Raw genomic sequence first — 13,660 nt, 5'->3', positions numbered from 1 at the left:
GAACTTTCTCCCCCCACTACGATTTATGATGCTGCTTTACGATCGCCCAATAGAATTGATGTGGCTTGGATCTTATTACTTTTTTTCTTCTAAGTCTAGCGAAGTTAACGAATTCGATCGGGAATTTTACAGTTCCTCGCCAGGACGGGGATTCAAGTCATGCAGGAAACCTCCCACACCGTTGCGAGATGTTATTTTTCCAGTTAGTTTCGATTGGAGCGCTGACGAGCTACAATGGTGAGAGTATATTTGTACTAAAAAATGGCAAATGAGAGGAATTGACGAATGAGTCTAAATGTCGTACATCTGGTAGGTCGCGCTGGCAGAGATCCGGAAGTTAAATGTTTCGAGTCGGGAAGCGTCTTGTGTACGTTCACTTTGGCGGTAAATCGCCCTACCAGTAAAAATGACGAACCCGATTGGTTTAATCTAAAAATTTGGGGCAAAACGGCAGAAGTTGCTGCTAATTACGTTCGGAAGGGAAGTTTGATCGGCATTCAGGGGACGTTGACAATCGAAACTTGGACGGATGACAAGACAGGGACTGAGCGTTCGACTCCCGTTATTAGAGTGGATAGACTCGATTTGCTAGGCTCGAAGCGGGACGCCGACTCCAGCGCAGTCGGCGGCTACGGTAGCAGCAACAGCGAGTTTTAAGAGCGATTCGCGATTTCTGTAGGGTGGGGGACAGACATTCAAGCAAGGTTAGCCCGACGCGCGTCTTCCCCTACTTCAATAACGAATCTGTAGGGTGACGGAGGCACTAACTGTTTGCTCGCCGCCAATAACGGGGGTAGTAGCAGAATCGGTTCTAGCTGCCTCGCGAGCCATCAGCGGCTGTGGTGGCGGGGTACTAGCTCCATTGACTTGAATGTTGACGACCTCTTGGCGAGTGAGATTGAGGGCACTCAAGACCGTATCCGCTTGTTGCTGGGCATCCTCGGTGGCTAGCCGAAGCGCTTGCTTTTGCGCTGCTGCGATCGCGTTGTCGCTGGCAGTAAAACCAACGCTGTCGATGCGAGTAGCTCCAGCTTTGACAGCTTCGTCGAGCAAATTCCCTACTTTATCGTTAGAGATGCGAAAACTGACGGTATTGACTCCAACGTAACCGACGAGGCGTTGTTGGTTATTGCTGTAATCGTAGGCAGGCTGTAATTGGATGCCAGTGGTTTGTAATTTTTCTACGCCGCGCGATCGCAGCAACTCTACCACTGCCGACGACCGTTTGGCGATCTCTTGCTGTACCTCTTGTGCCGTTTGTCCTTTGACCTCCACGCCTAGCTGTACTTGAGCTAAGCTGGTAGGAATCGTTTCCTGTCCCTGTCCGATGACGGTTAGGATGCGCAGGATTTTTTCTTGGGCGATCGCGGGAGCGCTTGACGCTATACTAAAAATAATGAGTAAAATTGCCATTGCCTGTGCTTGCTTGCCTAAAAGCCACCTAGAAGATAATTTTTGACTAGATAAAAGCTCTTTGTTCACTTTTGTTGCTCCTCATACCAATACCGTTGACTAAGCTTTCAGCCAACTGCGAATTGGCGATCGCTTCTATTTCTACTGTGCCACCGAAAAACTGAAAAACTTTATCTTGTTACCGTTTTGGAAACCAATGCTCGCTGTCCGATCGACCTATGAAATACGCTCTGGTTCACGAGTGGCTAACTCCCAAAGCCACGGGCGGTTCGGAGTTAGTCGTGCGCGAAATCTTGCGCCACATCGATGCCGATCTTTATGCCTTAATTGACTTTGAATCCGTCAATCCCCAGAGTTATCTCTATGGACGAAAGATTGGAACGACGTTTCTACAACATTTTCCTTTGGCTCGCAACGGCGTTCAGAAATATTTGCCCCTGCTGCCCCTAGCGATCGAACAGCTAGATTTGCGGCAGTACGATGTGATTCTCTCCTCATCCCACGCAGTCGCCAAAGGGGTACTCGTCAATCCCGATCAGCTACACATCTGCTATTGTCATACGCCCATGCGTTATGCTTGGGACTTGACATTCGACTATCTCAATGCTAGTCGCCTAGGACGTGGCTTGCCCGGTACTTTTATCCGCTACATCCTGCATCGAGTTCGTCAGTGGGACGTAATTGCTGCCAATCGAGTTGACTACTTCATTGCCAATTCCTATCATACTGCTAGGCGCATTTGGCGTTGTTATCGCCGTCAAGCAAAAGTAATTTACCCGCCAGTGAATTGCGATCGCTTCTCTTTTCAAGCGCAAAAAGAAGACTTTTATCTGACCGTGTCTCGCTTGGTTAGTTATAAAAAAGTTTCTCTAATTGTCGAAGCATTCAATCAGTTGGGCTATCCTCTGGTTATTATCGGCGACGGACCCGAACTTAGGCGAATTCGCCAAATTGCCAAGCCCAATATTCAAATTTTAGGGGCGCAGCCCAATGAAGTCGTCGAGCAATATATGGCTAACGCTAAAGCTTTTGTCTATGCTGCCTGCGAAGACTTTGGGATTGCTCCAGTAGAAGCCCAAGCCTGCGGAACGCCCGTCATTGCCTACGGAGAGGGCGGTGCGTTAGAAACCGTGCTAGATATTCGCCAATTTCCAGAAACGGGAACGGGACTGTTGTTTTCCCCTCAAATCCCAGAAGCTCTAGTCAAAGCCGTTGAAACTTTTTGCCAATTTCAAGGTCAAATCAATCCAGAAAGTTGTCGGACCAGGGCAGCTAATTTTAGCCCCAAAATCTTTGAAACCTCCTATTTAGCCTTTATCGAAGACTGTTGTCAGAACTTTCCCTCAAAAGATTCTGACAAAAATTGCGACTTTTTTAGATAGATTCGCCATAATAATGGTCTTCTGGCTTTATGATCGGGACAGTGTGGTGTGATGTGATGTGAAGGAGTAAGATGACTGCTAATAGCCAATTTATACGCATCAAAGCCTTGCGAGTTTTGATGCAACGCGGTTCCCTATCCTCGGTTTCCTCGAAAAAATTTTATAAATCGTGGACTCAAACTTTTGATGGGGATTTTACCAAGCGAATGTTCGATGTAGTCTTTTCTCTGTTAGTTCTGATTTTCTTGTCGCCGCTTTATTTGATCTTGGCGCTGTTAATCGCCATTAGTTCGCCCGGTCCGATTTTCTACGTCCAGCAACGAGTTGGCAAAAACTATAAGCGCTTCGGCTGTATCAAGTTCAGAACTATGGTTCGCGATGCTGACGAAATTCTAGAGGCGATCGTAGCAAATTCGCCTCAGATGCGCGAAGAGTTTGAAAACAACTTTAAACTGCGCGACGATCCCCGAATTACCTGGATTGGCAAGTTTTTGCGCTTGACTAGCCTTGACGAATTTCCTCAATTTTGGAACGTGCTGATGGGAGATATGAGCGTAGTCGGTCCTCGTCCCCTAGTTCCAGAAGAGTTGTGTAAATACGGAAATCGTATCGAAAAAGTGCTAACCATTCGACCAGGAATTACGGGATTATGGCAAGTCTCTGGACGTAATGATATTCCCTATCCCCAACGAGTCCAAATAGATGTCTACTACGTCAATTGCCGCAACTGGTTAATGGATCTGTGGATAATTGTCAAAACAATTGGTGTAATTATCTTTCCTCATAGCAATGGAGCTTATTAAACTCCATTCATTAGTCATTGAGTTATGAGTCGTTAGTTTCCAGGCAATTCTCCTAGAACTAACGGCTTCAAACTTTACAAAAACTTTGAAAAATTGTTGATTTTTTTTTAACCACCAGGCAAGCTTTTAGGTTAATTTAGGAAAGATATTTACATGTTCGTTGAAATTTAGTTTTTGGCGACAGCTAGGTCAAGCTGTGCCATCCGTATCTAATATTTCTATAAATACCTACCAAGGACAGGACAATTAGAAATGACTCAACCCAAGCGAGCGCTGATTACCGGTATTACTGGTCAAGATGGTTCTTATTTGAGCGAATTATTGCTAGAAAAAGGATATGAAGTTCATGGCATTATTCGCCGAACATCCACGTTTAATACCGATCGCATCGATCATATCTACGTCGATTCGCACAACCCAGATGCGCGGTTGTTTCTACACTACGGAGACTTAACGGATGGAACCACTCTGCGCCGCATTCTGGAGCAAGTTCAACCCGTAGAAATTTATAATCTAGGCGCTCAATCTCACGTTCGCGTTAGCTTCGATTCTCCAGAATACACGGTAGATTCGGTAGGAATGGGAACGCTGCGGTTGCTAGAAGCAATTCGCGATTACCAACAACGCACGGGAATTGAAGTCCGCTTCTATCAAGCGGGTTCGTCCGAGATGTTTGGCAAGGTACAGGAAATCCCCCAAAAGGAAACAACCCCCTTCTATCCTCGCAGTCCCTATGCCTGCGCTAAAGTTTACGCTCATTGGCAAACGGTAAACTATCGAGAGTCCTACGGATTGTTTGCTTGTAACGGAATTTTGTTCAATCACGAATCCCCCCGTCGCGGCGAAACGTTTGTCACTCGCAAGATTACTAGGGCACTTGCTCGAATCGTAGCAGGCAGCCAGAAAAAGATGTATCTAGGCAATTTGGATGCCAAGCGGGACTGGGGCTATGCTAAAGATTACGTTAGAGCGATGTGGCTGATGCTACAGCAAAGCGAACCAGATGATTATGTCGTTGCCACAGGAGAAACTCACGAGGTTAGAGAATTTTTAGAGATCGCTTTTGGTTACGTCAATCTTAATTGGGAAGACTACGTTGCCTTTGACGAGCGCTATCTGCGTCCTGCGGAAGTAGATTTACTCATAGGCGATCCTGCTAAAGCCAAACGAAAACTTGGCTGGCAGCCATCTGTTACCTTTGAAGAGTTAGTCCGTTTAATGGTAGATGCCGATCTTGCTGCTTTAGGAATTCCCTCTCCCAATGGCTCTCACAACGGGCAACTCTTGCTAGATAATGCTTATATTCGTCAGAATGTAGGCGTTATGGTGGACTAAATCAGTTATTAGTTAATCAGTTATCAGTTATCAGTTAGAAAGTTTTTAATCGCTGATAACTGATAGCTGAGCGCCGAGCGCTGACTAGGGACTAAGGATAAAAAACTATGCTAGATTTAAGCAACAAACGTATTCTGGTTACGGGTGGCGCTGGGTTTCTTGGTCGTCAGGTAGTCGAGCAGTTGTGCCAGGCAGGAGCCAACCTAGATAAAATTACAACTCCCCGTTCCCGCGATTGCGATTTGCGCGTTCTCGAAAATTGTCAAAGAGCGGTCGAACAGCAGGATATTGTCGTTCACTTAGCCGCTCATGTCGGTGGCATCGGGTTAAACCGAGAAAAACCAGCAGAACTTTTTTACGACAACTTGATGATGGGCGCTCAGTTAATTCATGCCGCCTATCAAGCGGGAGTTGAAAAGTTTGTCTGCGTCGGTACCATTTGTGCCTATCCCAAGTTTACCCCCGTACCCTTTAAAGAAGACGATCTTTGGAATGGCTATCCAGAAGAAACGAACGCGCCCTACGGCATTGCCAAAAAAGCGCTTTTAGTTCAACTTCAGTCTTATAGGCAGCAATATGGGTTTAATGGAATTTATCTTCTGCCCGTCAATTTGTACGGACCCGAAGACAATTTCGATCCCCGTAGTTCTCACGTCATCCCAGCCTTGATTCGCAAGGTATACGAAGCCCAGCAAAGGGGAGACAAACAGCTTCCCGTTTGGGGCGATGGGAGTCCTACCCGCGAGTTTCTTTATTCTACCGATGCGGCGCGGGGAATTGTCATGGCAACTCAGAAGTATGACGGCGACCAACCCGTCAATCTGGGAACGAATTACGAAATTTCTATTCGTAATTTGGTGGAATTAATTTGCGAACTAATGGAATTCGATGGCGAAATTGTTTGGGAGACCGACAAACCCAACGGTCAACCGCGTCGCTGTCTCGATACTACTAGAGCGAAAGAGACTTTTGGCTTTACAGCTCAGATGGACTTTAAACAGGGCTTGAAAAATACGATTGATTGGTATCGCCAACACGCGGCTTAATAGTTGATTGGTAGTGGCGGCATTAAAGTGTCACTACCAGCTTTTTTTCTCGTTGAGAATTTTGGCAATTTGCATGGCGATATCTCCTGGAGTTCGGGAGATGTCGATCGCGATGGCATTTTCGGGTTCGTCTAGCGACTCGAACTGAGAGCGTAACAGTTCGGCTTTCATAAAATGCTGCTGTCGCTGCTGTATTCGCTGCCAAATCTGCTCGTAGCTCCCTTTGAAATAAACCCAGAGAAGATCTTGTCGATCCCCCTGTAGCAGATCTCGATAACCTTGCTTGAGAGCAGAGCAAGCAATAATTGCATGACTTTTGTTGCGCCGCACCTCATCGATTAAATCCCGCAATGCTAACAGCCAAGGCTGGCGATCGCGATCGCTAAGCGGAATTCCGCGACTCATCTTAGCAAGATTTTCGAGTGGATGAAAATCGTCTCCGTCATAAAATTGCCAGCCCACTATTTGAGCGAGCAATCTACCGACAGTAGATTTTCCCGAACCGGACACGCCCATGAGAATGCAGATTCTCGGCTCGATCGCGTTTGCACTTCCCAAGTTTGTTACCAGAATATCGATCCATTTCTAAGTTTAATTGTTTTGCGATCGCGCACCCCTCAAGATTACTAGGTCGAAGTTTGGCATTGCGCCTAGCGGACTTATTATCGATAATTCTGACTTTGAATCTCTCTTAGGCGGGATTCGGGACGGATGAATCGATCGAGTTGTGCTTCAAAAAATCTCCGATTTGCCATTAAATGCTTCGGATTGGGGTCGTCTAAAGGATATAAAAGCGCAGTACGCAATGCTTGAATAACTGCCGAAGTCACATTGTACATCGATCGCTGGAAACTAATACCCAATTGAATGAGAATATCGTCTTCTCCTCGACAATGCTTATGATAATAATCTTTCAGATAACCAGGAAGGAAATGATACATATCATCCATCAACAATGTTGGCGGAATGCCAGCCGTTCCCACGGGGAAAACATCGGCATATAAAATACCGTAATGAAAGTCTTTTTGCTCGTCGGGAACTTCTTTTGCCTGCGCGTTATAAGATTTCGTTCCTCGGAAGGGGGAAGTCCGATAAAATACAGCTTCTACGTAAGGTAATGCTGCTTCGTACAGCCACATAAATCCCTTTGATTTGGGGATAATTTCGTAGCATTCACCCCGAATATAGACGTGATGGTAAATCGGACGACCGGCAATGGCAAAAATCCCGTTAACTAAGAAATTCATCGCATCGGGAACGCCTTTAAATCCGCCTTCGTCGTAGATATCGGACATCTCAAAGAAAACGGGTGCCATAACTTCCCAGAACAAGCCCAAATTAGAATAATAAGACATCATTCTGACTTGTTCTAAGAACATGTCTGGGAAGAGTTTATAAAGCGCCAGCATTGGGGGATTGTATTTGAAATAAGCTTTGATGGCGCGATCGGCATTAGCCTTATATTCGTCACTATCTAAATAGGCATCAAACAATCCCCAGCCCATATCTCGACCGTGCCAGAACATAGCACGCATACATTCTTCGGCAAACTCCATGTTAATGCGATCGTGCCAGAGATGGTGGAATAGTTTGGGCATTTTGAATGTTTTCCCCTTCTCCATAAATTCGAGAAGTTCGGGATGGGCAGTTGCTTGTCCGCGCCAAATTCTTAAATCTGCATCGTCTCCAGCATAGTGATTGTGAAGGTCTAAATATTCTTGAGGTAAGAAGTATTTAAAGAAGGGAAGCGGATCGAGAAAAACCCGTTCGGCAATATAAAGGAGATCGCGCCAGTAAAAGTCCATCGGTACGGCATAGGCTTTATAAATACCGATGATTTGCATTAGATTTTCTGGCGTATCGGGTAGCATCGAACCGCCGGCTTCCAAGCGATGAACTATCTCAGCAAATTCATGGGTTGAAGGAGGTAATTTAGTTTTGGGTTTCTCAGCAGTTTCTACCATAGTTCAATAGTTCAATTCGTTTTTGAATTTGTAAATTGTAGTGCGGGCATCTTGCCCGTCAGCAGCATCTCGCTTACGCAAGGGGAATAGATTTCATCTCAATTGAGAACTCAACTACTTATCGAGTGATGGTTGATAGTCTATAGCGACTTGCTGACCGAACGCGGGAAGATTGGCTACCATTGAACTCGTAGTTGGTTCGATCCAGCGCACCAACCAAGTGGGTTGAATGCCTAAAAATAAAATGACGGCAGTTAAGACGATCGCAGGAATGCTTTCAGATCGCAGTACTTTTGGGTAATATGCCGTGTAATTATCCAGCTTGCCAAAGCAAGTGCGGTTGAGCAGAATAACGAAGTAAACGGCAGTTAAACCGGAGGCGATAATGCACAAAAGTGTAGGAATGGGGAAAGCCGAGAAACTGCCTTGAAAAACGATAAATTCAGCTACAAAACCTACTAAACCGGGAATTCCCGCGCTAGCCATTCCTCCTAGGATAAGAAGGGCGCTGATGGTGGGCAATCCTCGAATGGGATTCATTAAACCGTTGAGGACATTGATGTCGCGGGTGCCAACTTTGCGTTCGATGATGCCCACTAAATAGAACAGTAGGGCTAAAATCAAACCGTGGCTGACCATTTGCGAGACGGAACCTAAAACGCTTAACGCCGTTCCCGCCGCAGCCGCTACCAGCATATAGCCCATGTGACCGATAGAACTATAGGCAACCATGCGCTTGATATCTTTTTGCGCGATCGCGCTTAATGCCCCATAGACAACGCTAACCGTACCGATAATGGCAAGTCCAGGGGCTACCAGCGACCAAGTTTCGGGAAATAGCTGCAAACCAAACCGAATTAAGCCATAGGTTCCCAGTTTTGCTAGGATACCTCCTAATAGAATTGCTACGGCTGGTGAAGCTTCGGTATAGGCATCTGGCAACCAAGTATGTAAAGGAACCAAGGGGATTTTGATGCCAAAACCAACCAGGAGTAGAGTCAGTAAAATTAATTGCGTCTTGAAAGATAATTCTGTCGTCGTTAGCGATTGGTAATCGAAATTTGGAGATCCGCTTAAGAAACCAATGCCAAGAAAAGCTGCCAAAACTAATAAGCCAGATACGGCTGTATAGAGAAGGAATTTAATCGAAGCATAGCCTCGTTTTTCTCCTCCCCAAATCGCGATCGCCAGATAAAACGGAATTAACTCTAATTCGTAGAAAAGAATGAACAAAAGTAAATTCTGCGCCATTAATGCCCCAGCAATCCCCGCATTGATCAGAAGAAATAGGGAATATTTTAGGCGAGGTCGTTCGGCGTTTTCTGCCGTAGCATAGATGGCAATCATGGTTAAAAAACTACTTAAAACTAATAAGGGCATCGATAGTCCATCGACTGCCAAACTATAACTCAAGCCAATTGGTTCCGCCCAGGAAAAATATTCTTTAAACTGCAATCCGGGATTGTTTATATCGAACTGAGTTAGCAGCATAAGCGACCAAGCAAAAGACGCGATCGCAAACGCTATCGTAATCTGGCGCAATCTTTTCGTTTCCTTTTGGTTTGGAAAAATTCCAACGATTGCTGCCCCTAAAATAGGTAGCCAAAGTAAAGTACTTAGCATAGAGGTTTTATGAGTAGTTAGTTGTCGGTCGTTTGTTATTTGACTACTTAATTAAATTGCGACGCGATACATTTAAAATTTGATTATTTCTGCTCATTCACTCACACCTTGTTGTTCTTTCTAATGGTTGAGTAATTGTTACAAAAGACTGATGAATCATTTACTAATTAGCTCCAAATACTAGGGAAACTTGAGAGAGTATAGGCCAACCGATCGCAATGACTAGAAAGACAACTCCTAAAAAAATTGACAGGAAATAAAATTGAGTTTGACCTGAGACGTTGTATTTTAAGCTTTGTCCGCTAAAGACGGTTGCTATGCCGACTAAATTGACGATGCCATCGACAATAAAACGGTCGAACCAAGAGACAATTTGGGAAATCAAACCTACGAAAAAGACGATTGTTAACTTGTAAAGTTTGGCAGTATAAAGGTCGTAGGCAAAAAAATCTTGTAGGGCTTTGGGTTTAAATTGTACGGGTTTGGCAATGCGATCGCCGAGATAAATATAAGCTGCCGTAGCGCCGCCAACGACTGTTGAGATGACAAGGAAACTAGCAACGGTCAAATTTAGGTCTTCCCAGGCAGGGAGAAGATTCCATTGCTTGAGGAGTAAAGGTACGTGGAGGGCAAATCCCATTACGATAGTCATCGGCAGGGTAAGAGGCCAGAAAGCTTCAAAAGAACGAACGGTCATCTGCTTGGGTTTGCCGCCAAAAATCGCGCAAAACTCGCGGGTAACGCCAAAGGCAGTTAATCCATTAACCAGTAACAAAACGCCGATCGACCAAGGATAGTTCTGGAACAGGTTATCCGCCATCTCGGTTAGTACCCAGAAACAGCCCATGGGAGGAAAAGCAACTAAAGAAGCTGCCCCTACGAGAAAGCAAATGCCAGTGATGGGACGGCGCGACCAAAGCCCGCCGTATTGAGTGATATCTTGAGTAATATTGTTCCAGATGATATTGCCCACACTCATCACTAACACAGACATGGCGATCGCATAGGTAAATAGCAGCGTCAATGCGGTTTGGGTTTGTCCCGTTCCTACGGCAATGAATACCAAACCCATATAGGCGCTGACGACGTAGGATAGACAACGCTTGAGATCGATTTGCGCGATCGCGATCGCGGCAGCACCCACCGCCGTTACCGCACCAATCCAAATCATGACATTAGTAGCGACGGAAGACAGCGCAAACACCGGTTGCAACTTAATTAATACCCATGCCCCAGTAGAAACGACCACGGTATTCCGCAGAATCGTAGCGGGCATAGGACCTTCCATCGCCTCATCCAACCATAAATGCAAAGGGAATTGCGCGCATTTGCCCAGAGGACCTGCAATTAGTGCCAAACAGAGGAGAGTTGCGGTAGTAGGGCTAATCGTTGCAGTTCTTGCCCACTCTGCCAACTCGGTATAGTTCCAAGTTCCCGCGATGGGCAACAAGGCAACTACACCCATTAGCAGAATTAAATCGCCTATCCGTTTGGTTAAAAAGGCATCCCTTGCCCCTGTCACTACCAAAGACTGATTGAACCACAAACCAATTAACAAGTAAGTTCCCAGAGTCAGGATTTCCAGAATGACATAGCTGAAAAACAGAGAATTGCAAAGTGCCAGGGCACACATTCCTCCTTCAAACAGGGCAAGTAAGGAGTAAAAACGCGCCCATCCCCAATCCATCTCCATATACCCGATGGCGAAAATCTGGGCAGCGAGATTCAATCCCGTAATTAACAGCAATGCCCCGATATTGACAGAGGAGACTTCGATATCGAAGGAAATATTTAAATCGACGACATGAAGCCAGTTAAAAGAGATATATTGAGGGGGATGGTTCAAAGTGGCTGGAAGGGCAAGCAAGCTATGAAGAAACGCCATCAAGGTCATAATGGCGTTAATATATCCAGAAGGCCTCGGTCCCGTTTGACGGATAATACCAGGAGACCAGGGTAAGGCAAGTACCGCTCCCGTCAAGGCGTACAAGGGTACCAACCAGATACTCTGGCTGAACGTCTCAAACATAGAGTTACCTCAAAATTAGTGAACGGATCTTGGCGATCGCTAATTGCTAATAACTAATCGCTTTATCAAACTGTGGCAAGCAAATTGAGAGAAGGAACCTGTATCTTTTGACTTTCTTGTACGAGATAGTCTAAGAAAGTCTGAGTGATGACAGATAGTTGTTTCCCCGCTAAATAAGCTGCATACCAGCGACATTTAATCGGAAAATGTTGTACGTCTAAGATCGCTAGTTCGCTATTAGACCCCTCACCAAGTAGGGTGTGTTGGGAAAGGACGGAAATGCCTAAACCTCCAGCGATCGCCTGTTTGATTGCCTCATTGCTTCCCAGTTCTAACCTGACCTTCACAATGACTTTGTGCCTTGCAAACAGTTGCTGGACGGCATATCGCGTCCCCGAACCCGCTTCCCGCATGATGAAAGGTTCGTCGTTAAGGCGTTGGATGGGAATGTTCCTCTCCATTGCCAAAGGATGATTTCGCGGTGCTACCACTACTAATGGATTATCCAGAAAAGACTGGGTAGACAGATCCATATCTTCTGGAGGGTGGCTGAGGATATAGAGGTCATCCTCATTTTCCATCATGCGCTTTTGAATAAGCTGATGGTTGGTTACTTTGAGTGAAATATCAATCCCAGGATATTGCTGACAGAAAGACCCTAAAATCCGAGGGATAAAGTACTTTGCCGTCGTGATTACGGCTAGCCGCAACCTTCCCTGCTTGGTTCCCTTTAAGTCGGCGACCTTCATCTCGAAGTTATCTAGCCTTTCAAAGATTTCCTGACAGGTTGCCAGTAATTCTTTTCCGGCTTCGGTTAGATAAAGGCGTTTGCCAATTTGCTCGAACAATGGTAGACCAACAGCTTTAGTCAATTGTTTGATTTGGCTAGAAACCGTCGGTTGGGTGATAAATAATTCTTCGGCTGCGCGGGTGAAACTACCGTGGCGAGCAGTGGCTTCAAAAACGACTAGCTGATGTAGGGTTGCTTGAATCAATTTAACGTCCCCCGTGAGTGAAGTTTGACTTCATCAGCAACTATCTCTAGGTCAACGTTTCGATTTTATATAGGATCTTAACGTTGTTTTTATCATAGACTTAAATCAATCATTTTGCAAGTATCATTTGATTATTTCTATGATAAATTTGGCAAATATCTGTCGTACAGAGGTTATGTGGCAGGAGATTCGGGCGATCGCCAAGGTTATGCTTGAGTAACAAAACTTAATAGAAATAGCTTGAAGCTTTAAGGAATGCGATCGCCTCTTAGATATTTATTAAGTAAAAAAGAAAAAATTTATCTGGTAGAAGCGTACTTTACACTGCATGGCAGTGCATTTCAGAGCTTAAGAGCGAGTACAAGGAATTGTTGCGTTCAATAATCCAGCAAGAAAACTACTCTCGATTATGAGGTTCGTCTAAATTAATGACAGGTCCCTTAGGAATAAGACCGCTAGGATTAATATGAGGATGGCTCATATAATAATGCCGCTTAATATGGTCTAAATTGCAAGTTTCTTTAATGCCAGGATGTTGATACAGATCCTTGAGATAATTCCACAAATTTGGATAATCCCAAATGTGACGAATATTGCACTTAAAATGTACGTAATAAACCGGATCGAAACGCAGCAGGGTAGTAAACAAGCAAAAGTCTGCTTCTGTTAGCACATCGCCGCATAAATATCTCTGTTTTTCTAAGACTTTTTCCCAGTAATCTAAAGCCTCAAAAAGTTCTGTTACCGCCTCTTCATAGGCTTCTTGAGAGGTAGCGAATCCAACTCGATAAACCCCATTGTTAATGGGTTGGTAAATGGCATCAATTGTTCGATCGATTTTTTCCTTCAAGTCTTCTGGACAAAAGTTCACTTTCTGGCGAGCAAACGCTTCAAATTCCCAGTCGAATATTCGTATAATTTCGCGGGATTCGTTATTGACAAACGCACCGATCTTTATGCCGGAAAAAATTCTGACATCGGGGAGAGGTCGTCTTTGTAGTTAATTAATGCCTAGCTTTTTTTCATAAAGAGAAAAAGCTAGTCTTATACTATTACTTAAATAATTTTTC

11 protein-coding genes and 1 pseudogene are annotated in these 13,660 nt (G+C 45.0%); 5 read left to right on the top strand and 7 right to left on the bottom strand.

The window, feature by feature from the left end:
• Positions 1-285: 285 nt before the first annotated feature.
• The gene (locus NIES593_RS17225; protein ID WP_073600750.1) at positions 286-657 is read left to right on the top strand and encodes a single-stranded DNA-binding protein; all 372 of its coding nucleotides are present in this window, start codon (positions 286-288) and stop codon (positions 655-657) included.
• A gap of 75 nt (positions 658-732) precedes the next feature.
• Here the strand turns inward: NIES593_RS17225 and NIES593_RS17220 are convergent, their stop codons facing one another.
• Positions 733-1,482, bottom strand: coding sequence for an SIMPL domain-containing protein (locus tag NIES593_RS17220; RefSeq protein WP_073600749.1), 750 nt, complete (start codon positions 1,480-1,482; stop codon positions 733-735).
• 149 nt (positions 1,483-1,631) lie between these two features.
• Here NIES593_RS17220 and NIES593_RS17215 point away from each other — a divergent pair, with 149 nt between their 5' ends.
• From NIES593_RS17215 to NIES593_RS17200, 4 genes are all read left to right on the top strand, one after another.
• Entirely contained in the window at positions 1,632-2,795 is a 1,164-nt protein-coding gene (locus tag NIES593_RS17215) for a glycosyltransferase (protein WP_073600748.1), read from the top strand.
• Positions 2,796-2,866: 71 nt separating this feature from the next.
• Complete coding sequence (locus tag NIES593_RS17210; RefSeq protein ID WP_073600747.1) at positions 2,867-3,598, top strand: undecaprenyl-phosphate galactose phosphotransferase family protein; 732 nt, start codon at positions 2,867-2,869, stop codon at positions 3,596-3,598.
• A gap of 252 nt (positions 3,599-3,850) precedes the next feature.
• Complete coding sequence (gene gmd, locus NIES593_RS17205) at positions 3,851-4,933, top strand: GDP-mannose 4,6-dehydratase (RefSeq protein WP_073600746.1); 1,083 nt, start codon at positions 3,851-3,853, stop codon at positions 4,931-4,933.
• Positions 4,934-5,040: 107 nt separating this feature from the next.
• Positions 5,041-5,979 carry a GDP-L-fucose synthase family protein gene (locus tag NIES593_RS17200; protein ID WP_073600745.1) on the top strand — a complete coding sequence of 313 codons (939 nt, stop codon included), beginning with the start codon at positions 5,041-5,043 and terminating at the stop codon, positions 5,977-5,979.
• 33 nt (positions 5,980-6,012) lie between these two features.
• Here the strand turns inward: NIES593_RS17200 and NIES593_RS17195 are convergent, their stop codons facing one another.
• The 6 genes and pseudogenes from NIES593_RS17195 to NIES593_RS17170 all read right to left on the bottom strand — a co-directional run.
• Positions 6,013-6,495: a gluconokinase gene (locus NIES593_RS17195; protein ID WP_073600744.1), complete on the bottom strand. Its 483-nt coding sequence runs from the start codon at positions 6,493-6,495 to the stop codon at positions 6,013-6,015.
• 146 nt (positions 6,496-6,641) lie between these two features.
• Positions 6,642-7,943, bottom strand: a complete 1,302-nt coding sequence (locus NIES593_RS17190; RefSeq protein WP_073600743.1) for a CO2 hydration protein — start codon at positions 7,941-7,943, stop codon at positions 6,642-6,644.
• 114 nt (positions 7,944-8,057) lie between these two features.
• Complete coding sequence (locus NIES593_RS17185; protein ID WP_073600742.1) at positions 8,058-9,566, bottom strand: NADH-quinone oxidoreductase subunit M; 1,509 nt, start codon at positions 9,564-9,566, stop codon at positions 8,058-8,060.
• 163 nt (positions 9,567-9,729) lie between these two features.
• Positions 9,730-11,595 (bottom strand): NAD(P)H-quinone oxidoreductase subunit F, encoded by a 1,866-nt coding sequence (locus tag NIES593_RS17180; protein WP_073600741.1) that lies wholly within the window; start codon positions 11,593-11,595, stop codon positions 9,730-9,732.
• A gap of 65 nt (positions 11,596-11,660) precedes the next feature.
• Positions 11,661-12,590, bottom strand: coding sequence for a LysR family transcriptional regulator (locus NIES593_RS17175; protein WP_073600740.1), 930 nt, complete (start codon positions 12,588-12,590; stop codon positions 11,661-11,663).
• Positions 12,591-12,987: 397 nt separating this feature from the next.
• Positions 12,988-13,530: pseudogene (locus tag NIES593_RS17170) on the bottom strand (glutathione S-transferase C-terminal domain-containing protein); the annotation flags it as partial.
• Between the last annotated feature and the right edge of the window lie 130 nt (positions 13,531-13,660).

The sequence above is a fragment of the Hydrococcus rivularis NIES-593 genome, from assembly GCF_001904635.1.
Lineage (GTDB): Bacteria > Cyanobacteriota > Cyanobacteriia > Cyanobacteriales > Microcystaceae > Hydrococcus > Hydrococcus rivularis.
This window is presented reverse-complemented; position numbering and strand designations above follow the sequence as displayed.

What these genes read in the sequence shown, in the direction of transcription:
- NIES593_RS17225 (WP_073600750.1), top strand. Translation starts at nt 286, where the DNA reads ATGAGTCTAAATGTCGTACATCTGGTAGGTCGCGCTGGCAGAGATCCG.
- NIES593_RS17215 (WP_073600748.1), top strand. Translation starts at nt 1,632, where the DNA reads ATGAAATACGCTCTGGTTCACGAGTGGCTAACTCCCAAAGCCACGGGC.
- NIES593_RS17210 (WP_073600747.1), top strand. Translation starts at nt 2,867, where the DNA reads ATGACTGCTAATAGCCAATTTATACGCATCAAAGCCTTGCGAGTTTTG.
- gmd (WP_073600746.1), top strand. Translation starts at nt 3,851, where the DNA reads ATGACTCAACCCAAGCGAGCGCTGATTACCGGTATTACTGGTCAAGAT.
- NIES593_RS17200 (WP_073600745.1), top strand. Translation starts at nt 5,041, where the DNA reads ATGCTAGATTTAAGCAACAAACGTATTCTGGTTACGGGTGGCGCTGGG.
- NIES593_RS17195 (WP_073600744.1), bottom strand. Translation starts at nt 6,495, where the DNA reads ATGGGCGTGTCCGGTTCGGGAAAATCTACTGTCGGTAGATTGCTCGCT.
- NIES593_RS17190 (WP_073600743.1), bottom strand. Translation starts at nt 7,943, where the DNA reads ATGGTAGAAACTGCTGAGAAACCCAAAACTAAATTACCTCCTTCAACC.
- NIES593_RS17185 (WP_073600742.1), bottom strand. Translation starts at nt 9,566, where the DNA reads ATGCTAAGTACTTTACTTTGGCTACCTATTTTAGGGGCAGCAATCGTT.
- NIES593_RS17180 (WP_073600741.1), bottom strand. Translation starts at nt 11,595, where the DNA reads ATGTTTGAGACGTTCAGCCAGAGTATCTGGTTGGTACCCTTGTACGCC.